The organism is Sphingomonas sp. NIC1 (genome assembly GCF_001638925.1).
Taxonomy (GTDB): Bacteria; Pseudomonadota; Alphaproteobacteria; order Sphingomonadales; family Sphingomonadaceae; genus Sphingomonas; species Sphingomonas aquatilis.
This window is the reverse complement of sequence record NZ_CP015521.1, coordinates 1213764-1235529: the sequence shown is the minus strand read 5'-3', so window position 1 is coordinate 1235529 and position 21766 is coordinate 1213764. Positions and strand designations below refer to the sequence as shown.

The window sequence follows — 21766 nt, the reverse complement described above, 5'->3', positions numbered from 1 at the left end:
GCTAGTCGTCAACGCCGAAGTTCAGCCCGCGCGACACGCTGGGATCGACCACCGCGATCAGCAGATAGGCCGCGAACTGGCGCAGGCGTTGCAGCGCGCCGGTATGCGCCTTGTACCAGCTGCGCGTGATCGGCTGCGATCGCGCGATCTCGCCCTCGATATAGCGACGGACATGCGCGGCGAAGGCGGCGTCGTGGACGCGCAGCATCAGCTCCATGTTGATGAACAGGCTGCGCATGTCGAAGTTGGCCGATCCGACATAGACGACGTCGTCGATGACGTAGAGTTTGGTGTGCAGCTTGGTCGGCAGATATTCGTATAGCGCGACGCCCTTGCGCAGCAGGCCCGCATAGGTGAAGCGCGCCGCCGCGATCGTCGCATTGTTGTCGGATTTGGATGCGGTGACGACGCGCACCTTCGCCTTGCGGCGTCCGGCCTTGTCCAGTCGCCGCAGGATGGTGGGCGAGGGCGTGAAATAGGCGGCGATGATGTCGATCCGCTTGCCGCGGCGCAGGTCGTCGCGCACCGCGCGTGCCCAGGGCGACAGGCGCCGCGTCGGCCCGCCGATCAGCCAGCGTGTGTCACCATGCGCCTCGCTCCAGCGCGCTAGCGCCTTGTTGAGCGGGCGCAGCTTGCCCTTGGGCAGCCGTAGCCAGTCGTGCAGTGCGTCGAAATAGCCCGCCAGCCGACCCGCTGCCGGCCCCTCGACCAGCAGCCCCAGGTCGCGCCACGCTTCCTGCGCGGGGGTGCCGAAATAATCGTCCTCGACGTTGAACCCGCCGATGATGATCCGCTCGCCCGACTGCCCCGCGTCGGCGAGCGCCAGCTTCTGGTGGTTGCGCAGCAGGTAGCGGCGCCCGAACCGGGGCGCGAAGCGGCACACGGATACGCCGGCCTCGCGCAGCGGCGCGTAAAAGGCGTCGTCGGTTTCGCTGCCGAAGCCATCGACGATCAGCGCGGTGTCGACGCCGCGTTCCGCTGCGGCGATCAGCGCGGCATTGACGCGGCGTCCGGTCGCGTCGTCGGCGTAGATGTAATAGAGGATGCGCAGCGAATGGGCCGCGCCCGCGATCAGGGCGAGCAGCGCGTCGAGGCGGCGCGGGCCGGTATCGAGCAGCGTCAGCCGATTGCCATCGACCGCGAAGGTCGGCTGGGGAGCGGGCGCATCCATCGCGCTCGTCTGTGCCCGTCGGTGCGCCGGGTGGCAAGTAAGGGTGAGGCGTTATGAACGTGACCTCACCCCACCCACGCCGTCACCCCGGACTTGGTCCGGGGGCCACTTCGCGGCGAGGGGGATGGCTGGATCCTCTTACGCCTCCCTTGCGGCTTGGTGGACCCCGGACCAAGTCCGGGGTGACGATGTGGGTGGGGCCAAGGCCGCGCATCTACCCTCGCAGCATCCCCGCGCCCCCGATTTTCTTGACTTTACCCACAGCCTCCGCCTACACGCCGCCCCTTACTGAATCGGTATTTGCGAAGGAAAGCGTCCATGGCGCGCGTTACCGTCGAGGATTGCGTCGACAAGATCCCCAACCGTTTCGACCTGGTCCTGTTCGCCGCGCAGCGCGCGCGGCAGATTTCGGGCGGCGCGGAACTGCTGCTCGATCGCGATCGCGACAAGAACCCGGTCGTCGCGCTGCGCGAGATCGCCGACGAGCTGGTCCGCCCCGATCACCTCGAGGAAGCGGTCGTCAACAGCCTACAGCGCGTCCAGATCGACGACGACGATGAAGTCGACGCCGTCGGCTCGCTTGCCGCTTCGGCCGAAGCGCTCCGCCTGACCGCCGCTGCGCCGCCGCGGAACCAGAATCTCGGCGCCGATTACGACGGGTGAGGACTGGTCAGCGGATTAGCCCAGGCTAATCCGCGTCGCGGACCAGTCCACGGCCAGCGGGCGCCAAGCCCGACTGACGACGCGGCTTTGCCGCGTCGTTTGCGTTTGGGGGATCGGTCAGCGGATTAGCCGCGCTAATCCGCGCCTCGGACCGATCCGCGGCCAGCGTCGCAACGCGACGACTGACGACGCGGCTTTGCCGCGGCGGGCGGGTTTTGGGAGATATGCAATTCCTCCCTCGCATCAGCGGGAGTGCAGGGTTGGATTGTTCCCAGCAATCCAAGATCATGCCGGGGGCATGATCGACCCTGCGCTGGGAACCGCCCGCGCAGCGGGTGGTGGAGGGGGTGCTTCCGCGAACGCTGCCGTGACCGCATCCTCCCCCTCCGTCAGCGCTGACGCGCTGCCACCTCCCCCTGGCGGGGGAGGAATTCAGAAGAGCCGGCGTTTAAAGCTCCGACTGCTATCGTCACCCCAGCGGAGGCTGGGGTCTTTGTGGGATGACGGCTGGAGCGTCGCGCAAGGCCCCGCCGCGGCGAAGCCGCGTCGTCAGTCGTCGCTTTCGCGACGCTGGCCGGGGTCGCCACGCGGCGCGGATTAGCGTCGCTAATCCGCTTGGCGACCCTTGAACCCCTGCGCTACGACGAACCATTCCACCGAACCCTTGCGGCTGCTCGGCGGCTTGGCGTGTTTCACCGTCTGGAAGTTGCGCTTCATCTCGGCGACCAATTGCGCATCGGCGCCGCCCGCAAAGACCTTGGCGACGAAGGTGCCGCCCTTTTCCAGCACGTCGACCGCGAAGGCGAGCGCGGTTTCGACCAGCGCCATGGTGCGCAGCGCGTCGGTCTGCGGGTGGCCGACGGTGTTGGCCGCCATGTCCGACATCACCAGGTCGGGCGCGCCGCCCAGCGCCTCCATCAGCACGTCCGGCGCGGCATCGTCCATGAAGTCCATCTGGAAGATGGTGACGCCGTCGATCGGATCGACCGGCAACAGGTCGATGCCGACCACCGCCGCCTTGGGTACGCGGCGGCGGATCACCTGGCTCCAGCCGCCCGGCGCGATGCCGAGGTCGACGACGCGGCGCTTGCCCTGGATGATGCCGAACCGCTCGTCGAGTTCGAGCAATTTGTACGCCGCACGGCTGCGATAGCCCTCCGCCTTGGCGCGGCGGACATAGGGGTCGTTGAGCTGGCGTTCGAGCCAGCGCGTCGATTGCGCGGTGCGGCCGCGCGCGGTCTTGACGCGGGTGCGCAGGCCGCCGCCGTCTCTGCTCATGTCATGACACTCATGGTCTGGGGCTGCCCATCAGGCGGCGCAGGATGCCTTCGCGAATGCCGCGGTCGGCGATGCCCAGCCGCTCCGCGGGCCACAAATCGAGGATCGTTTCGAGGATCGCGCAGCCTGCGACCACCAAGTCTGCGCGTTCCGATCCGATGCAGGCGAGCTGCGCGCGCTCCTTTACCGATTTGCGCGACAGATCGGCGCTGATCCGCCGCATCGCATCGGCGGGGACGATCAGGCCATCCACCTGCGCACGGTCGTAATGGCTGAGCCCCAGATGGACGCTGCCGAGCGTCGTCACCGTGCCGCTGGTGCCGAGCAGGCGCGGGCGCCGAACGTTCTTGGGTAAGCGACCGGCAAAGTCGGCGAAACTGTCCGCGACGATGCCGCGCATCCGCTCGTACGCCGCGAGGCGGCCGCCTTCGCCCTCGCCGCCGCCGGCATGTTCGGTCAGCGACACGACGCCCCAGGGCGCCGAATGCCAGTCGAGCACGCGCGGCATGCTGCCCCGCGTCGTGTCGATCAGCACCAGTTCGGTCGAGCCGCCGCCGATGTCGAAGATCAGCGCGGGGTCGTCGCCCGGTTCGATCAGCGCATGGCAGCCAAGCACCGCCAGCCGCGCCTCTTCCTCGGCCGAGATGATGTCGAGGTGGATGCCGGTTTCCGCGAGCGCGCGCGCGATGAAATCCTGCCCGTTGCTCGCCCGCCGGCACGCTTCGGTCGCGACCGAGCGCGCGAGCGTGACGTTGCGGCGCTTCAACTTGTCGGCGCACACGCGCAGCGCGGCGATGGTGCGTTCGATCGCGGCGTCGCTCAGCCGGCCGGTCGCGGCGAGGCCTTCGCCGAGGCGCACGATGCGCGAAAAGGCGTCGATCACGGCGAAGCCATCGCCCTGCGGCCGGGCGATCAGCAACCGGCAATTGTTGGTGCCGAGGTCGAGCGCGGCAAAGGCCTGCGCATCGGACCAGCGACCGCGTTGCGGTCGGCTCGGCGCCGAACGGGCAGGCGGGGCCTGCCGGTACGGCATTCGGGCGGAACGATCCCCCATAGCCGTGGTGACTTTCTATCTGTTTCTGTTCTGCCGTCACGGGGATGAACGCCCCGCTCGGTGCTTGCCCTCTAGGTAGCGCGTACAAGCCCTTGCGACAAGGCGAGCAATTTGACCTGTTGACAGGCCCACGGTGCCCGCCTAGATGCGCGGCCCTCGTTGCCCGATCCTCTAATGGTAAGAGAGCGGACTCTGACTCCGTCAATCAAGGTTCGAATCCTTGTCGGGCATCCACTTACCACCTGCTCCCACGAGCGTTCCTCCCATCGCTGACGTTGATCCCGCCCCCACGCAGGTCGTGCTGGGGATCGATGCCGCGTGGACCGCGGGCCAGCCGAGCGGCGTCGCGCTCGCGGTGTTGGAGGCCGGGCGCTGGCGATTGCGCGCGGTGGCGCCGTCCTACGACCATTTCCTGACGCTGGCAGAGGGCGAAGCGCTCGATGAACGCCCGCGCGGGCGTCTGCCCGATGCGCCTGCGCTACTCGCCGCGGCCGAGGCGCTGGCGGGCGCGCGGGTCGATCTGGTCGCGATCGATATGCCGCTGGCCCGCACGCCGATCCTCGCGCGGCGCGCGTCGGACAATGCGATCACGCGGGCCTTCGGCGTGCGCTATTGCGGTACGCATTCGCCCAGCGCGATGCGGCCGGGGCCACTCTCCGACGGCTTGCGGGCAGGGTTCGAGGATGCGGGCTATCCGCTGCGCACCGACGCGGCGCAGACCGGCGGGCTGATCGAGGTCTATCCGCATCCGGCGCTGGTGGTGCTTGCGCAGGCGCCGCGGCGGTTGCCCTATAAGGCGTCGAAGACTCGCACTTATTGGCCGGACGAATCGCTGGCCGCGCGGCGCGTGTTGCTGGCGGCGGAATGGGCGCGAATCGTGGGGCTGCTGGCGACCCGGATCGATGGCGTGCAGGACGCGCTGCCGTCGCTGCCCGACGACGCGAGCGGTGTCGCGCGCAAGGCGCACGAAGACATGATCGACGCGATCGTCTGCGCCTGGGTGGGGATCACTGCGCTCGGCGGGCAGGCGGACGCCTATGGCGATGCGGAGTCGGCGATCTGGGTGCCGCGCGAGGGCGGAACGGTGGCGCCCTTCGCCGGTTGAACGGCCATGCCGACGCTCGACCCCCGCACCACCGCGCTCATCCTCATCGACCTGCAGGACGGCATCATTGCCGGCGACAAGGGGCCGCACAGCGCCGCCGATGTCGTCGCGCGCGGCAAGGCGTTGGCCGCGCGCTTCCGCGCCGCGGGCGCGCCGGTGGTGCTCGTCCATGTCGGCTTCACGCCCGATACGATGCCGAGTCGCACTGTCGACCAGCCGCGCTTGCCCGCCGAGGGGACGCCGCCTGCCTTCCATACGCTGGTCGAAGGATTGCGGCAGGACGGTGACATCGTCGTGATGAAGCACCATTGGGGCGCCTTCACCGGCACAGACTTGGACCTGCAACTCCGGCGGCGCGGCGTGAAGACGGTGGTGATCGCCGGCATCGCGACGAACTTCGGCGTCGAATCGACCGCGCGGAGCGCGTGGGAGCTGTCGTACGACGTGGTGATCGTCGAGGATGCGTCGACGTCGCGTTCGGCGGAGCTGCATGCGTTCGCGATCCAGCACATCCTGCCCCAGATCGCGCGGGTGGTGGCGAGCGACGAGGTGATGCTCGCTTAAACCCGCCAAATCCGTTCGTGCTGAGCCTGTCGAAGCACGTGATTCCTTAAGCGTCATGCCTGTGGCGGCCCGCCCTTCGACAGGCTCAGGGCGAACGGAAGAAGAGCCTATTTCGCCTCCGCGATCAGCTTCGCCGCGTCCGCACCGGCCCAATCGTTGCCGCCCTTCCAGCGCCACACTTCCTTGCCCGCCGAATCGAACAGCACCGTCGTCGGCAGATTGGCGTTCCACCCCAGCGACAGCGCCATCTGATCGTCGACGTAGGGCGTCAGCGTCGGCGCGCCATGCGCCTTCAGGAACGCGGGCACCTTGTCCGCCCCTTGCGTATCCTGGCTGATCGCCGCGACGCGCACGGTGCCGCTCTTCGCCAGCGCCTCCAGCGTCGGCAGTTCGGCGATGCACGGCCCGCACCACGTCGCCCACAGGTTGACGAGCACCGGCTTGCCCTTGAACGCGGCGAGGGTGGTGGGCTTGCCGTCCGGCCCCTTGAACGGCGTGTTTGGCGCGGCCTCGCCGGCATGGCTGCGATCGACCCCGACCTGCGCGGTCGTGGCCGCCGGAGCGGTCGCTTCGTCGGGCGAGGCTGTGTTCGTATCGGCCGTGTTCGCTTGCCCGGGGGCGGCGCTTTGCCTATCGCAGCCTGCGGCCATCAGTGCCAGGAGACAGACGATCGCGACGCGTGCGGACATGAGCGGTTCCAATTCGATGTGGGGCGGCAGATTTGCCGAAGGCCCTGCTGCGGTAATGCGCGAGATTAACGCGTCGATCCCCTTCGACAAGCGGATGTGGCGTCAGGATATCGCCGGATCGAAGGCGCATGTCGCGATGCTGGCGAAACAGGGCATCGTGTCGGCCGAGGATGCCGCGGCGATCGATGCGGGGCTGGACACGGTCGCCGCGGACTATGCCGCGAACGGCGTGCCCGAAGACCTCGCCCTCGAAGACATCCACATGCTGACCGAGGCGAAGCTGGCGGCAGCGATCGGCCCCGTCGCGGGGCGCCTGCACACCGCGCGCAGCCGCAACGACCAAGTCGCGACCGATTTCCGCCTGTGGGTGCGCGATGCGATCGATCAGGTGTTGGATGCCCTGACCGGCCTGACCCACGCGCTGCTGACCCGCGCCGAGGAGCATGCCGATGCGGTGATGCCCGGCTTCACGCACCTTCAGTCCGCACAGCCGGTGACGCTCGGCCACCATCTGATGGCCTATGTCGAGATGACGGCGCGCGACATCTCGCGCTTCCGCGATGCGCGAGCGCGGATGAACCTGTGCCCGCTCGGCTCCGCCGCGCTCGCCGGCACCAGCTTCCCGCTCGACCGGCAGATGACGGCGGCAGCGCTCGGCTTCGACGGGCCAACGCGCAACAGCCTGGACGGGGTCAGCGACCGCGACTTCGCGCTCGATTACCTCACCTGCGCGACGCAGACCGCGCTGCATCTCAGCCGCCTGGCGGAAGAGTTCGTGTTATGGGCATCGCAGCCGTTCGGCTTCGTCGCATTGAGCGACCAATGGTCGACCGGCAGCTCGATCATGCCGCAGAAGCGCAATCCCGATGCGGCCGAACTGGTCCGCGGCCACGCCGGGCGCATCGTCGGCTGCCAGACCGCGCTGATGGTGACGATGAAGGGCCTGCCGCTCGCCTATTCGAAGGACATGCAGGACGACAAACCGCCGGTGTTCGAGGCGCACGACCTGCTCGGCCTGTCGATCGCGGCGATGACCGGCATGGTCGAAAGCGCGACCTTCCGCACGAACCGCATGCGTGGCCTTGCCGAAAGCGGCTTCGCCACCGCGACCGATTTCGCCGACTGGCTGGTGCGCGAGGCGGGGCTGCCGTTCCGCGAGGCGCATCACGTCACGGGGCGCGCGGTGAAGCGTGCCGAGGAGCTGGGCGTGCGGCTGGACGAGTTGCCCTTCGCCGAATTCCAGGCGATCGACGCGCGGGTCAACGAAAGCCTGTACGACGTGCTGTCGGTCGACGCCTCGGTCGCCAGCCGGACGAGCTTCGGCGGCACCGCGCCTGCCAATGTGCGCGCCGCGATCCGGGCGGCGCGGGAGAGCCTGTCATGAAGCGCCTGATCCCGCTGCTGGCTTTGGCGCTCGCCGGCTGCGGCGCCGCCAAGGAATTGCAGCCCGCGCCCGGCGCGAAACTGCCGCCCGCGCCTTATGGCGCGACCGCGACGCCGACCGCGAACCAGTTGCTCACCCCGACGACGCAACAGCGGCCGCAGCGTAGCGACGAACTGCTCAAACAGTCCGAAGCCCGCCGCAGCGACGAATTCGACCTCCCGCCGAACTGATACACCCATGAACCATTTCGATTACCGCGACGGCGTGCTCCATTGCGAGGACGTGCCGCTCACCCGCATCGCCGAAGAGGTGGGCACCCCCGTCTACGTCTATTCGACCAACACCTTCCGCCGTCACGCGCAGGTGTTCCGCGAGGGGCTGAAGCATGTCGGCCGCATCCATCTGGCCTATGCGATCAAGGCCAATCCCAATCTCGCCGTGCTGCGCGTCCTTGCCGAAGAGGGCTATGGCGCCGACGTTGTCTCGGGCGGCGAGATGGCGCGCGCGCTGGCGGCCGGCATCGCGGCGGCGGACATCGTGTTTTCGGGCGTCGGAAAGACGCGGGCCGAACTCGCGCGCGGGATCGACGCCGGCATCGGCCAGTTCAACCTGGAGCTGGAGGAAGAGGGCGTCGTCCTCGCGCAGATCGCCCATGCCAAGGGCAAGCGCGCGCCCGCGACGCTGCGCGTGAACCCCGACGTCGACGCCGGCACGCACGCCAAGATCTCCACGGGCCGCGCCGAGAACAAGTTCGGCGTCCCGATCGACCAAGCCCCCGACATGTTCGACCGGCTGGCACCGCTCGACGGGCTCGACCTGCGTGGCGTCGCCTGCCACATCGGCAGCCAGCTCAGTGACCTGTCGCGCCTCGAAGAGGCGTATCGCCGTATCGGCGAGCTGGTCGCCGAACTGCGCCGCCGTGGCCACACGATCACCCGCGTCGACCTGGGCGGTGGTCTCGGTGTCCCCTACAAGGCGGGCGACGTCCTGCCGAGCCCGGCGGACTATGGCGCGATGGTGGCACGCGCGACGCAGGGGTGGGACGTCGAGCTGATGTTCGAACCCGGCCGCGTCATCGCCGGCAATTCGGGCGTGCTGCTGACCGAAGTCGTCTGGGTGAAGCCCGGCGTCACCAACCCGTATGTCATCGTCGATGCCGCGATGAACGACCTCGCCCGCCCCGCGCTGTACGATGCGTGGCACGATTTCGACGCAGTGACCCCGACGGGCGAGCGGATGACCGCCAACATCGCCGGCCCGGTGTGCGAAAGCGGCGACACCTTCGCGATGGGCCGCGAGATCGATGCGGTGAAGAGCGGCGACCTGGCCGTCTTCCGCACCGCGGGCGCGTACGGCGCGACGATGGCCTCGACCTACAACAGCCGCGACCTCGTTCCCGAGGTGCTGGTCGATGGCGACCGCTATGCCGTCGTCGCCGATCGCATCGCGGCCGAGACGATCCTCGCCGCTGAGCGTGTGCCGGAGTGGCTGAAGGCGTGAGCCTCCACAGCCTGCCGCTGTTCGTCCGGCTGGCGGGCCGCCCGGTGATCCTGCTGGGCGAGGGCGAGGCGGCGGACGCCAAGCGGCGGCTGCTGGAGCGCGCCGGCGCGGTGATCGTCGGCGAGGACGCGGCGGCGGCGCTCGCCGTGGTAGCGATCGAAGACGAAGGTGAGGCGCTGGCCGCAGTCGATCGGCTCAAGACGCGCGGGCTGCTGGTCAATGCGGTCGATCGGCCGGCATTGTGCGACTTCACCACGCCCGCGATCATCGACCGCGCGCCGGTACTGATCGCGATCGGCACCGGTGGCGTGTCGGCGGGCCTCGCCGCAGCGCTGCGCCAGCGGCTGGAGGCGCTGCTGCCGGCGGGTCTCGGGCGGCTGGCGGACCAGCTCCACCATGCCCGCGCCGCGCTGCGTGCGCATTATCCCGATGGTGCCACGCGGCGGCGAGCGCTCGGCGCGGCGCTGGCGGCGGGCGGCGCGCTCGACCCGATGCGTGAGGATGCCGACGTGCCGCGCTGGATCGCAGGCGGGCAGGCGATCGAGCAGGGGCATGTCCGTATCGCGCTCGCCTCACCCGATCCCGACGCGCTGACGCTGCGCCAGGCACGCTGGCTCGCCAATGCCGATCGCGTCGTCTTCCACCCCGGCGTGCCCGCGGCGATCCTCGACCGCGCCCGCGCCGATGCGGTGCGCGAGGCGTGGGGCAAGGCTATGGCGGCGCACGACGGCCTGACGGTCGAGCTGGAGATGGCATGAGCGGCTTCGGATATCGCATCAACGGCCGATCGGCGGAGCGCGTCGCGGTCAAGCAGGCGCTGGCCGATCCGGCGGACTTCGTCTGGGTCCACCTCAACACCACCGAAGAGCGCGCGCAGATCTGGCTGCGCGATGCGGCGGGGCTGGACGATTATGTCGTCGACGCGCTGACCGCGATGGAGACGCGCCCGCGCTGCGAGGCGTTCGAACAGGGCGCGCTGCTCAATCTGCGTGGCCGCTCCACCGACGAACTGACCAGCGGTGACGCGCTCGCCTCGGTTCGCATCTGGGCGATCAAGGGCCACGTCTATTCGGTCAGCCGTCGCCCGCTCTACGCGGTCGATGCGGTCGAGAAAGAGGTGGAATCGGGCCATGTCGCCGATCCGGGCGACCTCATCTCCGCCTTCGCCACCGCGATCACCGCCGACCTCGATCCGCATGTCGCGGACCTCGGCGACGAGTTGGACGATTGCGAGGAGCGGCTCGACGCCAATCGCGTCTTCGACCTGCGCCGCACCGTCACGCGCGTGCGCGTCGCCGCGATCGGCTATCGCCGCTTCCTGTCACCGCAGCGCGCCGCGTTGGAAAAGCTCGCGGAACTGCCCGGCGCCTGGCTGGCCGAGGACGACCGTCGCCATCTGTCCGCCGCCGCCGACCGCGCCGCGCGCATGGCGGAGGAGCTGGAGGCGATCCGCGAACGCGCCTCGCTGATGCACGAGGCGCTGACCGACTTGCGCAGCGAGCAGATCGACAGCCGCTCGCTCATCATCTCGATCGTCGCGATGGTGTTCCTGCCGCTCACCTTCATCACCGGCCTGTACGGCATGAACGTCGCGCATCTGCCCTATGCGCAGGAGCCTTGGGCGTTCGATGCGATCATGGGGCTGTGCGGGCTGATCACCGTGACGGTGCTGGGCTATTTCGTCCAGCAGCACTGGTTTCAGAAGTAATCTAATTCCTCCCTCGCTTTAGCGGGGGAGGGGGGAGTGATGGGTCGAACGTGCCCCGCACGTTCGAGGATCGTCCGGGGGACGATCCGACCCATTACTCCGGCGAAGCGGGTGGTGGAGGGGGGGGCACATGCGGCGCGTTCGCCGTATCCTCCCCCTCCGTCACCGCCTTTGGCGGCGCCACCTCCCCCTGGCGGGGGAGGAATGAGGTTTTACGCCGCGCGCGCGGTGCGCCACGCCTCCGCGATCTCGGACAGGCTGCTCGCCGCATCGCGGAACGGCGCCGAATCGGTGCCGACCGATGCGTCCACCACCGTCCGGCGGATTCCGGCATAGAGCCGCGCCAGCGTGTTCGACACCTCGCCGCCACGTTCGAAATCGAGGCCCGATTCCAGCGCGAACAGGATCGCGGTCGCGCGCGTCACGCGCTCGCTCTTGGTGCGCAGCTGGTTGTTGTCCATCGCCCAGGCCGCCGCGCGCAGCGCCGAGATGAGCTCTTCGTAGAGCAATTGGACGAGGCCCGGGCCCTGCGCCTCGGCCGTGCGGCCGACGACGTCGATCTGGCGATAGGTGGCATAGGGGTCGCCCGAAAGTGCGGTCGCGTAAGCCATCAGTTGCTCTTGTTCCAAGCCTTGATCTGGTTGTCGAGGAATGTCTGCGTCGACTTGTACGCGCTGACCTTGCTGTTCATCGACGAGAATTGCTGCGTCAGCCGCTTGTTCATCGCATCCGACAACAGCGAGACCTGATCCTGTTGTTTCGCCAGATCGCTCTTCGCCTGCGTATAGCGGGTCGCCGATGCGCCGAGGCCGTAGATGCTGCTCGACGTGGTCAGCGAGATGCTCGACAGCGTGCTCGAGAGGCCGAGCGCATTGCTCGACGTGCTGGCGAACATCGCCTCGACCTGATCGGGATTGGCGGCGAGCACGCGGTTGAGCGTCGTCGTATCGACCTTCAGCGTGCCGTCGCGATTGGTCGCGACGCCCAGCTGCGCCAGCGTCGTCGGTGCGCCGCTGCCGTCGTCCGACACCAGCCCCTTGGTCGTCAGCGCCTGGAGCGAGCGCATCAGCGTCGCGGCGGCGGTATCGCCCTTCAGGTCGCCGTTCGTCGGGTCGATCTCGCCCTTCACGCTGGCGAACACCTGGTTGTAGGTGTCGACGAAATCGCCGACCGCCTGCGCCAGCGCGCTAGTCGGCCGCACGCTGGTGAGCGACACCGCGCTGGTCGTCACCGCATTGAGCTGCAACGTCACGCCCGACACCAGATCGCTGACCGTATTGGATGCGCGCTGCACCTGCACGCCATCGACGGTCAGCCTCGCATTCGCCGCGGTGCCGGTCAGCGTGCCGGTGTTCTTGCCGATGTTGAACTGGTTGAGCTTGCTGTCGGCATCGTCCGCCTTCAGCGTGAAGGCCTGCGCGGCGCCGGTCGCGCCCTTCAGCGACAGCACCGACTTGCCGTCGACATCGGTGATGACGGTCGCGGTGACGCCTGCCTTCGCGCCGTTGATCGCGCTGGCAATACCGTCGAGGCTGCCGTTGGTGACGTCGATCGACACGGTCGGGGCGCTGCCCGCGGTGAAGTCGGTCATCTGCGTGCCGTCGCTGCTGTACGTCGCCGTTCCGAACGTCAGCGTCATCTTGCCGGTCGCGATCGTCGCGGTGCGATCGTCGATCTTCGCCGAGCGTGATCCTTGCGCGGTCGCGAGTGCCTGGATCGAGACGCTGGACGACAGCTGGCCCACCTTGGCGCCGGCAATCGCGGTCGCGCCGAGCGCGCTGGTGTTCGAGCTGACGGGCTGCGTCTGCAACGTGCCGCCGGAGCTCAGACTGGCGAGCGCGGTCGAGAAGTTGGAGATCGTGTTGCGCAGCGTGCTGGTCGCCGAGATTTGCGCGGTCAGCGTGTCGTTCTTGGCGGTTAGCGCGGCAGTCTTGGCGGCGAACTGCGCCTGCACGAGCGCCGGGACCAGCGTCGCGATGTCGATGCCCGAGCCTGCGTTGAGCGAGGTCAGCAGGCTCTGCGCCGCATTCTTGGTCAGGCTCGTCGTCGACGCGGGCGCCGGGGTGGGCGTCGGTGTCGGCGTCGATGTGCTGCTGCCTACGGTGCTGGCCACTGGTCTACTCCACGCGCTTCATCAGGATTAACGGCCGCCGCCGTGCAAAGGTTAAGGGGTTTTCGCCGAAATCTTGATGCCGTGTTCGTCGAACCGCGCGCTCTCGGGCACCTCGACCGGCGGCTGCGCGGTGCCGCCCGCCGCGGCGTTCAGATTGAACACGAAGGCGAGCACGGTGGCGATCGCGACGTACAGATCGTCGCGGACCTCCTGGTTCTCGCGCGTGGTGTAGTAGATGGCGCGGGCGAGCATCGGATATTCCAGGATCGGCACGCGCGCCTCGCCCGCCACTTCGCGGATCGCCAGCGCGGTCGCTCCGCGGCCCTTGGCGACGACCACCGGCACCTGGTCGCGCCCACGGTCGTACCGCAGCGCGACCGCGAAGTGCGTCGGGTTGGTGAGCACGACATGCGCCTCCGCCACCGCCTTGCGCACGCCGCCCTTCGCCATCGCGCGCTGTACGCTGCGCTGGTGGCCCTTGGCCTCGGGCGAGCCTTCGGTTTCCTTATGCTCGTCGCGAACCTCCTGCTTGGTCATCTTGAGCTTGGACAGCAGCTGGATGATCTGGATCGGCACGTCGAACAGTGCGATCGCGACGAGGCCGGCGGCCATGGCGATCATGATGCCGGTGAATGTGCCGCCCAGCGCCCCCACGGCCTCGCCCAGGCTGGACGACGACAGGCCCAGCGTCGTGCGGCTCGACTTCCACAGCATATAGCCGCCGATCACCGCGAGCAGCACGACCTTCAGCAGCGACTTGCCGAGTTCGATCCACCCCTGCGGCCCCAGGATGCGCTTCAGGCCCGACGCGGGGTTGATCCGCTCGCCCTTGAACGCGATCAGCTTGTTGTTCCACGTCAGCGAACCGAGGCCCGCCGAGCTGATGATCGTCGCGATCACGCTCACCGCGAACAACGTGATGAGCGAAGGCAGCAGCTTCCACCCCGCCTGTTGCAGCGGCCGCCAGGGCGAGAAATCCTCGACGTCGGTGCGGTCGAACTGGAAGCTGGCGGTCATCACCGCCTTGCACGCCGCGATCAGCGACGGCCCGGCGAAGATCAGCCAGGCGACGCCCGCCATGACGACGAGCGCGGTCGCGAAATCCTTGGATTTGAGGATATTGCCGTCTTCGGCGGCCTTTTCCTTGCGCCTTTGGGTTGGCGCTTCCGTCTTGTCGCCGCCTCCCGACATCAGCCGTTCACCAGCGTATCGGTGGCGGCGAGGCCCTCGCGGATGATGACGAGCATGTAATCGCCCATCGCCGGGAAGGCGACGGCGAGCGCGACGACGCCGACCGCGAGGCTGGCGGGCAGGCCGACCGAGAACAGGTTGAGCGAGGGCGCCGCACGGCTGACCATGCCGACCACGAGGTTGAGGCAGAGCAGCAGGAAGCCGACCGGCAGCGCCAGCAGCAGGCCGGCGAGAAACGCATAGCCGCCGAAGAAGGCGATGTCCTTCAGCCGATCGGTCGAGATCCAGCTGCCCGGCGGCATCGTCTCATAGCTCTTCACCAGCAGCTGCACGAGCACCAGGTGCCCGTCGACCGACAGGAACAGCAGCGTCAGCATGATCGTGAAGAACTGGCCGAGCGCGGGCGACGAACGGCCGTTCTGCGGGTCGATCGACGATGCGAAGCCGATACCCATCGACCCGCCGATGATTTCGGAGGCGACCATCGGCGCGGCAAAGGCGATCTGCAGGATGAAGCCGATCGCGGCGCCGACCAATGCTTCGGAAAAGACGGACAGAAAGGTCGCGACCGCAAACACCTGTGCGGGCGGTGCGACGGGATGGACGGCGAGCACGAAGATGCCGACCGCGCCGGTCAGCCCGACGCGCACCGGCAGCGGAATCGCCACCGCGCCGAACACCGGCGCCAGGATGAACGCCGCCCCGACGCGCACCATCACGAAGATGAGCGCCCACAGCTTGGGTTCGATGGCTAACCCAAATCCCAACATCTCAATCCCTCTCCCTGTGGGAGAGGGAGGGAGCGGCGGAGCCGCGGAAGGGTGAGGGTGAGAAGCGCGCGACGCCCTCACCCTTCCCACCCGGCTGCGCCGGGCGGGCCCCTTCCCTCTCCCGATGGGAGAGGGAGATCATTATTTCACCAGGTCCGGGATGCGTTCGAACATGCCGACGGTGAAGTCGCTGAGCAGCCCCAGGATCAAACTCCCGAAGATCATGATCGAAAACGCGACGACCAGCAGCTTGGGCACGAAGCTCAGCGTCTGTTCGTTGATCGACGTCGCGGCCTGAATCATGCCGAGGATCAGGCCGGCGAGCAGCGCCGGGATCAGGATCGGCGCGCTGGCGAGGGCGAGCACCCACATCGTCTGATTGGCGACGGTGAGGAAGTAATCGGCGTCCATCGTCTCGTATCCTGTGGCGGTGGCCAAGCCCGCACCGTTCGGCCTGAGCCTGTCGAAGGCCCTGTGTCTCACCGTGCTTCGACAGGCTCAGCACGAACGGAAGTAGAGGTCAGGTCGCGAAGCTGTTGGCGAGGCTACCCATCGTCAGCGCCCAGCCATCGACCAGCACGAACAAGAGCAGTTTGAACGGCAGCGAGATGATCGTCGGCGACAGCATCGCCATGCCGAGCGCCATCAGCACCGTCGCGACGACCAGGTCGATGACGATGAAGGGCAGGAACATCAGGAAACCGATCTGGAACGCGGTCTTCAGCTCCGACGTGACGAATGCGGGCAGCAGGACCGCGAAGGGAATGTCCTTCGGGCTGGCATAGGGGCCCGACTTCGCCATGTCGGCGAACATCGTGACGTCCTTGATCCGCGTCTGCTTGACCATGAAGGCGTGCAGCGGCGCACCGGCGCGCTCGATCATCTGCGTGCCGGCAAGCTGGCCGGCGGCATAGGGCTGGATCGCGTCGCGGTTCATCTGGCTGATCGTCGGTGCCATCACGAACAGCGACAGGAACAGCGCGAGGCCGATCAGCACCTGGTTCGGCGGCGTCTGTTGCAGGCCCAGCGCCTGGCGCAGCACCGCGAGCACGATGACGATCCGGGTAAAGCTGGTCATCATCAGCAGGATGCCCGGCAGGATCGTCAGCAGGCCCATGATGATGAGGACCTGGAGCGACAGCGACAGCGGCGCCGACTGAGTGCCCCCCGAAGCCGCACCCGAACTCAGCTGGCCGAGCGCGCGGTCCACCGCATCGCCGACGCCCGGCGCGGGCGCCGCAGCGGGGGCGGCCGGTGCGGCCTGGGCAAAGGCCGGCACCGCGATCAGCAGCGCGAGCGCGATCGCCAGGATCGCCCAGATCCACTTGTGCGCGCTGCGTCCGCCGGCATTGGCGTCGCGGCGGCGCGAGGTCTTGAACAGCGCCGGGCCATGGCCCAGCCGGGTCACCGTCGGGCTCACTGGTCCACCTTGTCGATCAGGTTGACGCCGCCACGGCCGACCGAGACGAGCAGGCGCTTGCCCTCGAAATCGAGCACGGCGAGGCGCAGGCCCGGCGAGATCATCATCGTTTCCTTGACCGCGATCAGCCGGTTGGTCGGCTTGCCGGGCATGCGCGTCTCGATCCGGCGCCACAGGTACAGGCAGCCGATCATCAGGCCGCACACCAGCGGCAGCAGGACGACGAGCTTCAGGATATAGGACCACATCATGGCGTCGTGTCCTCAGGCGCGCTTGTCGGGCGAGACCAGCTCGGTCATGCGCACGCCGAAGCGGTCGCCCACCGTCACCACTTCGCCGCGGCCGATCAGCGTGCCGTTGACGAACACGTCGAGCAGTTCGTTCGCCTGACGGTCGAGCTCGATGACGCTCGATTCGCCCAGCGCCAGCAGCTCGCGGAGCGTCAGCTGGGTCGATCCGATCTCGACGGTCAGCTTGACGTCGACATCCTGGAGCAGGCGGAAATTGGCGGCGACGCCACCCTCCACCGGAAAGCTGCCGGTCATGTCGTTCATGCGTCGAATCCTTCGTCGTCGATACGGTCGAGATGGGTGAGGCGGACGGCCGCATGGCCGTTCGAGGTGCCGACGGTCCCCATGCCCAGCCGGCCGCTGCCGACCATGACGGGCACTTCGGGGCCGAAGCTGATCGGGATGACGTCGCCGGGCTTCAGGTCCATCAGCAGCGACAGCGGCACGACGGGTTCGGCGAGGACCGAGCGGATCGGGAAGCGCACGCCGAGCGCGGCGCGCGTCAGCGAATTGCGCCACACCGGATTGGCATCGGCCTTTTCCAGCACCTTGCCGGTCAGCGTCGGGGCATGCGGCTTCAGCGTCGTGACCGGATACAGCAGGTCGATGAACACCGGCTTCGCATCACCCGCGGCGATGCCGAAACGGGTGACGATCATCGCATCCTCGCCGTCGATCGCCAGCATCGCGGCGTTGATCTCGACGCGGGTCGGCGTGAAGTCGATCTGCGCGAGCGGCTCCCAGGCGCTGCGCAGCGGCGCGGCGATCCACTGGCCCAGCCGCGTCACCATCGCCTCGCCCGCGGGCGAGAATTCCGCCGGCATCACCGCAGGCGCGGTGCCGGTGCCGCCGAAGAACAGATCGAGCAGCTCCAGCACGAACACGCCGTCCAGCACGCACAGGCCGTTCGTCGCATTGGGCGCCATCGTCATCGGCAGCCAGGCGGTCAGCCCCTCGGGCCGTTCCGACCGGTAATCCGCGAAGCGCTGCACGACCAAAGGCTCGGCCCAGGTGCGCACCTCGCGCCGCAGCACCGGCTCGAATACGCCGCGCAAGGTGCGGGCATAGCGGGCCGACAGATGCTGCAGCGTGTGCAGGTCGCCGAACGGATTGAGCTTCGCCGCCCCCAGCACCGACGCATGCGCGGCGGTGGCGCGATCGCGCGTCCGTCGTTCGGTGGTTGCTGCGGCGTTAACCATGCCTCACTGAACAACGAAATTGGTAAAGTAGACGTTACTAACGCCGCCGAATCCCTCTTTTTGTGTCAGCGTATCGTTAATTGCCTTCGCCAGCCGCTTCTGCAGCTGCTCCTTGCCCTCGCTGCTGAACACCTGATCCTCGGGCGTGTCGCCCAGCGTCAGCAGCACCGCCGACCGCACGGCGATGTCGTTGGTCTTCAGATTCTCGATGACCGTGTCGTCGTAGGGCGTCGAGATGGCGAGGCCGATCTGCACGACATGGACGGAATTCTGCAGGTTCGAGGTGAAGCTCGGCTCCATCGTATAGTAATTGGAGGCATAGCGATCGCCCGGCCCGCCCGACGGCACGTGCTTGCCGCCGCCGCTGTCGTGGCTGCCGCCTGATTCGCCGCCGCCGCCATGGCCGCCCTCACCGCCTTCGCCTTCCGCCTTGGGGCGCTTCTGTTCGGATTTGGGGACCAGCTTGGGGCCATGGTCTTCCTCGGCCGCGGCATGGCCGCCGCCGATCAGGCCGCTGCTGGCGGCGAAGACGCCGGCACCGACGCCGCCGCCGACCAGCACCAGCAACACGACCACCATGACGATGATCTTCATCTTGCCGCCGCCCTTCTTCTTGGGTTCGGCCTCTTCGGGTTTGTCGCTCATCGCTCGGGTTCCTTAACGACTGGGATCAGGCGAGACGGCCGTCATCGGCGGCGTCCTGCTCGGGGTTGGTGGTACGCGCGGCCCGGTCGGGTTGGCGCGCGGTGGAGGTTTGCTGGCGGGGCTGCTGCTGGCCGCCTTGGGGCTGGCCCGATTGGGCCTGGCTTGCGGTCTGCTGCTGGTTGCCGGTGTTGCTCTGGGTCGACGGCGACTGGCTCTGGTTCTGGCTCTGCCCCTGCGACGACGACTGCGACGACGTGCCCGCCTGCTGCTGGCTGGCGGCGGCGGCGGTGGCGGCCTCGACCGTCGTCTGGCCGATGCGAATCCCGCGGTCTTCGGCGATCGCGGACAGGCGGGCGCTGGCGCCCTCGATCAGCGCGCGCGTTTCGGCATTGTCGGATGCGAAGCGGACGTGCAGCGCGCCGCCGATCGTCTTCACCGATACGTCGAGCGCACCCAGCGCATCGGGGACCAGCCGGATGCGCGTGTCCTGCGCATTGGCGGCGTCGCGCAGCCGCTCGATCCGGTCGATCATCGTCGCCGGCCAGTCGTTCTGGCGCATGTCGAGCGGCGCCTGCGTCGGCGTGGCGGCGGTGCTGCGGACCTCGACGGCCTGCGCGGCGACCGGCGTCGGCGCGACCGGCTGCGCGTCGCGCTCCTCGCCGGTGCTGGCGGCATGGATCGCGGCGCCGAACACCTCCGCCGCCGACGCGGTCGTGCCGGCCACCGGTTGCAGGCGCGGCAGCGATTGCGCGCTGAGCGCGACCGTCTGGCGCGGCGTACCGGCGACTTCGCGCGCGAACGTCTGGCGGGCGGGCGTGGGCTGTGCAGCGGGGGCAGGCTCGGCCGCTACGTCGGCGACGACCGCGGCACCGGCGACGGGCACCGGCGCCGCCGCGGCGATCACGGGCGCGGTCTCGGCCGGCGCGGGTGCGGCGGCCTGTGACGGCGCAGGGGTAGGGGGCGTCCCGCCTCGCTGCGGCGTGGTGGCGGACAGAGGCGATGCCGCGACGGGCGTCGTGGCCGGCTGCTGCGCGGGGGACGTCGCGACGTCAGGCGCAGAGGTCGGCGCGGCGGCCACGTCAGCGGACGGGGCCTGACGCCCGCGGCCGGCGGCGGAGGGCCGGGGGCCAGTGGCGATGGGCGCCCGGGGTGTCGTGGCGGGCGCTGTAGCTACCGGCGTCAGCGCCGCGGGGGAGGGGGCTGGCGTGGTCGGCGGGGCGGCGGGCGTCGCGGCCGTCTGCGCGACCGGTACGGTCAGCGTCTGAGTCGGCGCGGCGACCGCCACAGTGTCCGGCTGGACGGGCGTGTCGCGGCTCGGCGCCGGCTGGTCATCGGCGGCGGTGGTCGCCGTATCCCGGTGCGGCATCGGGCTCGACGTCGCCGTGCGGTCCTGCACGACGCTGTCGTGCTGCGTCCGCGGCGCCGGCTGCGCGATGGCGGCATCCGGCGTTGCGGTGGGCGAGGGTGTCGCCACCATCGTATGCGTGTCGACGGCTGGACGCGAGGCCTGCCTGGCGCGCGGCGACGCCAAGGGTGCGGGCGTCGCCTCAGGCTGCCGCGCCGCGGGCTGCTTGGTCTCCGGCTGCGGCGTTTCGGGCTGGGGCGCCACGGCGACGGGTATCGCTGCGGCTGGCGTCGGATCGATGACCGGCGCGACGTTCGCGGGCACGACGGCGGACGCGTCGGTCTGTGCCGCCGCGTCATCCGCGTCCTGCTCGGTCGAATCGGTGTCGGCGGACGCCTTGGTGCCGGACGATGGGGTCGCGGCTGCCAAGGGGCGGGCGGGCGCCTCCGCGATACCCGCCTTGGCCTCGGCCGGCCGCCTGACAAGTTTCGCCTTGGCACCCGCGGCGGTCTGCGGGAGGGGCGTAGGGGCAGGCTGGGCCGGCTGCGGAACGGGTGCCGCGGCGACCGGCGCGTCCGACGCGCCGAGGTCGACCATCGGCGCCTCCACCGGTGCCGGCTGCGGCAGGCGAATCGTCGGCGCCCCGGGTGTGGTCGCGACAGGCGCGGGCACGTCCTCGGTTGGCGCGGCGGGAAGGGCCGGGGTCAGATCGGGCGCCAGCATCACGGACGGATCGACCGGACGCGACGGCTGCGCGGCGCGGGGCGCGACCGGTTGCGTCGTCGCGACGGGATCCGCCTTGGGCGTTTGTGCGGCAGCGATCGTGGGCGGCGCGATTGGCGCAGGCGCGGCCGCGGCTTCGGCGGCGTGCGTAGCGGGCACCGGCGCGTCCGATGGCGCGGCGACGGGGCTCGCTACATCGGCCGCGGCCCGACCGGCATCGGCGGCAACCGGAGCCGCGACGGTAGCGGGCGGCGCAACCACCGCCTCGACCGAAACCGCATGGGCCGACGCCGCCGCCGATGCGGGCGCCGCGACGACCGGTGCCGCCGCGACACCGACGTCTGCGGACGTGGTGACCGGCTCCGTCATCGTCACTGCGGCAGGTGCGGCAACCGGCGCAGGCAACGTGCTCGCCATCGCCTTCGTCGACGTGCCGCTGCTCAGCGTCTGCACCTTGGTCGCAGGAGTGGCAGGGATCGCCGTCGCCATCGCTGCAGGCTTCGCAGCCACCGGCACGGCCGGCTTGGCAGCCAGCGCCGCCGGAATCTCGAGCGGTGCGGGCACCGCGATATTGACCGCGGGCAGCCACGCCAGCGCGGGATCGACTTCCGCCGTCGCAGGGGCCGTCGCAGGGGCCGCCGCAGGCGTCACCGCCGCCGCCACGGCCGGCAGCGGGATGCCAGGAGCGGCAACCGTTTGCCGCCCGGCCGGGGCGCTTGCCGCCGCGCCGGCTGGCGTCGCGGCTGCCGGCTTGGTCGCAAGGATAGGCAAGACTGCCGCGGCACCCCCCGGTGCCACGGCAGCCTCGTCCTCACCACCGCCGATCTGAAGCATCGACAACGCAAACAGATCACCGCCCGCCGACGACGCGCCCTTGCCCGGATGGCCGGGGGTGGGAGAGGCGACGGTAAGAGCAGTGTCGATCATGGTCATCATCTCATCGGACAGAGGTGT

General features: G+C 69.1%; 23 protein-coding genes and 1 tRNA gene. 9 read left to right on the top strand and 15 right to left on the bottom strand.

Annotated elements, in window-relative coordinates:
- Position 1 precedes the first annotated feature (1 nt).
- Positions 2-1171, bottom strand: coding sequence for a phospholipase D-like domain-containing protein (locus tag A7E77_RS05980; RefSeq protein WP_063686592.1), 1170 nt, complete (start codon positions 1169-1171; stop codon positions 2-4).
- Between the two features lie 318 nt (positions 1172-1489).
- Here A7E77_RS05980 and rpoZ point away from each other — a divergent pair, with 318 nt between their 5' ends.
- Positions 1490-1834: a DNA-directed RNA polymerase subunit omega gene (gene rpoZ / locus A7E77_RS05975; protein WP_017980196.1), complete on the top strand. Its 345-nt coding sequence runs from the start codon at positions 1490-1492 to the stop codon at positions 1832-1834.
- A 606-nt stretch (positions 1835-2440) separates the two neighbouring features.
- Here the strand turns inward: rpoZ and A7E77_RS05970 are convergent.
- Both A7E77_RS05970 and A7E77_RS05965 read right to left on the bottom strand, forming a co-directional pair.
- Positions 2441-3112, bottom strand: coding sequence for an RlmE family RNA methyltransferase (locus tag A7E77_RS05970; protein WP_063686590.1), 672 nt, complete (start codon positions 3110-3112; stop codon positions 2441-2443).
- A 10-nt stretch (positions 3113-3122) separates the two neighbouring features.
- Positions 3123-4145 carry a Ppx/GppA phosphatase family protein gene (locus A7E77_RS05965; RefSeq protein ID WP_043061398.1) on the bottom strand — a complete coding sequence of 341 codons (1023 nt, stop codon included), beginning with the start codon at positions 4143-4145 and terminating at the stop codon, positions 3123-3125.
- A gap of 181 nt (positions 4146-4326) precedes the next feature.
- On the opposite strand from A7E77_RS05965, the gene A7E77_RS05960 reads away from it, so the two are divergent.
- The 3 genes from A7E77_RS05960 (at position 4327) to A7E77_RS05950 (ending at position 5835) form a co-directional block, all read left to right on the top strand.
- Positions 4327-4400 (top strand) — tRNA-Gln (locus A7E77_RS05960).
- Positions 4401-4464: 64 nt separating this feature from the next.
- On the top strand, positions 4465-5271 hold the full coding sequence (locus A7E77_RS05955; protein ID WP_226341868.1) for a DUF429 domain-containing protein: 807 nt from the start codon (positions 4465-4467) through the stop codon (positions 5269-5271).
- 6 nt (positions 5272-5277) lie between these two features.
- A complete protein-coding gene (locus A7E77_RS05950; protein WP_063686588.1) occupies positions 5278-5835 on the top strand; it encodes a hydrolase in 558 nt (185 codons plus the stop codon).
- A gap of 107 nt (positions 5836-5942) precedes the next feature.
- Here A7E77_RS05950 and A7E77_RS05945 read toward each other — a convergent pair whose 3' ends face one another.
- Positions 5943-6524, bottom strand: coding sequence for a TlpA family protein disulfide reductase (locus A7E77_RS05945; protein WP_063686586.1), 582 nt, complete (start codon positions 6522-6524; stop codon positions 5943-5945).
- 16 nt (positions 6525-6540) lie between these two features.
- On the opposite strand from A7E77_RS05945, the gene argH reads away from it, so the two are divergent.
- Genes argH through A7E77_RS05920 form a run of 5 tightly spaced genes read left to right on the top strand, consistent with a single transcriptional unit; the run spans position 6541 to position 11116 of the window.
- Complete coding sequence (gene argH / locus A7E77_RS05940) at positions 6541-7908, top strand: argininosuccinate lyase (protein ID WP_063689761.1); 1368 nt, start codon at positions 6541-6543, stop codon at positions 7906-7908.
- Positions 7905-8138, top strand: a complete 234-nt coding sequence (locus A7E77_RS05935; RefSeq protein WP_017980140.1) for a hypothetical protein — start codon at positions 7905-7907, stop codon at positions 8136-8138. The genes argH and A7E77_RS05935 overlap by 4 nt, the downstream gene beginning before the upstream one ends.
- Before the next feature lie 7 nt (positions 8139-8145).
- Positions 8146-9408 (top strand): diaminopimelate decarboxylase, encoded by a 1263-nt coding sequence (lysA, locus tag A7E77_RS05930; RefSeq protein ID WP_063686584.1) that lies wholly within the window; start codon positions 8146-8148, stop codon positions 9406-9408.
- Positions 9405-10166: a bifunctional precorrin-2 dehydrogenase/sirohydrochlorin ferrochelatase gene (locus A7E77_RS05925; RefSeq protein ID WP_063689759.1), complete on the top strand. Its 762-nt coding sequence runs from the start codon at positions 9405-9407 to the stop codon at positions 10164-10166. Before lysA ends, A7E77_RS05925 begins: the two co-directional genes overlap by 4 nt.
- A complete protein-coding gene (locus A7E77_RS05920; RefSeq protein WP_063686582.1) occupies positions 10163-11116 on the top strand; it encodes a zinc transporter ZntB in 954 nt (317 codons plus the stop codon). Before A7E77_RS05925 ends, A7E77_RS05920 begins: the two co-directional genes overlap by 4 nt.
- Before the next feature lie 212 nt (positions 11117-11328).
- Here A7E77_RS05920 and fliS read toward each other — a convergent pair whose 3' ends face one another.
- The 11 genes from fliS to A7E77_RS05865 form a co-directional block, all read right to left on the bottom strand.
- Positions 11329-11727, bottom strand: coding sequence for a flagellar export chaperone FliS (fliS, locus tag A7E77_RS05915; RefSeq protein WP_063686580.1), 399 nt, complete (start codon positions 11725-11727; stop codon positions 11329-11331).
- Positions 11727-13229 (bottom strand): flagellar filament capping protein FliD, encoded by a 1503-nt coding sequence (gene fliD / locus A7E77_RS05910; RefSeq protein WP_063686578.1) that lies wholly within the window; start codon positions 13227-13229, stop codon positions 11727-11729. The genes fliS and fliD overlap by 1 nt, the downstream gene beginning before the upstream one ends.
- A gap of 51 nt (positions 13230-13280) precedes the next feature.
- A complete protein-coding gene (flhB, locus tag A7E77_RS05905; protein WP_017980134.1) occupies positions 13281-14420 on the bottom strand; it encodes a flagellar type III secretion system protein FlhB in 1140 nt (379 codons plus the stop codon).
- On the bottom strand, positions 14420-15190 hold the full coding sequence (gene fliR, locus A7E77_RS05900) for a flagellar biosynthetic protein FliR (protein WP_017980133.1): 771 nt from the start codon (positions 15188-15190) through the stop codon (positions 14420-14422). The genes flhB and fliR overlap by 1 nt, the downstream gene beginning before the upstream one ends.
- Before the next feature lie 141 nt (positions 15191-15331).
- Positions 15332-15601 carry a flagellar biosynthesis protein FliQ gene (fliQ, locus tag A7E77_RS05895; protein ID WP_017980132.1) on the bottom strand — a complete coding sequence of 90 codons (270 nt, stop codon included), beginning with the start codon at positions 15599-15601 and terminating at the stop codon, positions 15332-15334.
- A 109-nt stretch (positions 15602-15710) separates the two neighbouring features.
- A complete protein-coding gene (gene fliP, locus A7E77_RS05890; RefSeq protein WP_063686576.1) occupies positions 15711-16610 on the bottom strand; it encodes a flagellar type III secretion system pore protein FliP in 900 nt (299 codons plus the stop codon).
- Positions 16607-16861, bottom strand: coding sequence for a flagellar biosynthetic protein FliO (locus A7E77_RS05885; protein WP_017980130.1), 255 nt, complete (start codon positions 16859-16861; stop codon positions 16607-16609). Before A7E77_RS05885 ends, fliP begins: the two co-directional genes overlap by 4 nt.
- Positions 16862-16873: 12 nt before the next feature.
- Positions 16874-17164 (bottom strand): flagellar motor switch protein FliN, encoded by a 291-nt coding sequence (gene fliN, locus A7E77_RS05880; RefSeq protein WP_017980129.1) that lies wholly within the window; start codon positions 17162-17164, stop codon positions 16874-16876.
- Complete coding sequence (locus A7E77_RS05875; protein WP_043060868.1) at positions 17161-18099, bottom strand: flagellar motor switch protein FliM; 939 nt, start codon at positions 18097-18099, stop codon at positions 17161-17163. The genes fliN and A7E77_RS05875 overlap by 4 nt, the downstream gene beginning before the upstream one ends.
- Before the next feature lie 3 nt (positions 18100-18102).
- Positions 18103-18744: a flagellar basal body-associated protein FliL gene (gene fliL / locus A7E77_RS05870; RefSeq protein WP_017980127.1), complete on the bottom strand. Its 642-nt coding sequence runs from the start codon at positions 18742-18744 to the stop codon at positions 18103-18105.
- Positions 18745-18769: 25 nt separating this feature from the next.
- Positions 18770-21739 (bottom strand): flagellar hook-length control protein FliK, encoded by a 2970-nt coding sequence (locus A7E77_RS05865; RefSeq protein WP_151895456.1) that lies wholly within the window; start codon positions 21737-21739, stop codon positions 18770-18772.
- Positions 21740-21766: the final 27 nt, after the last annotated feature.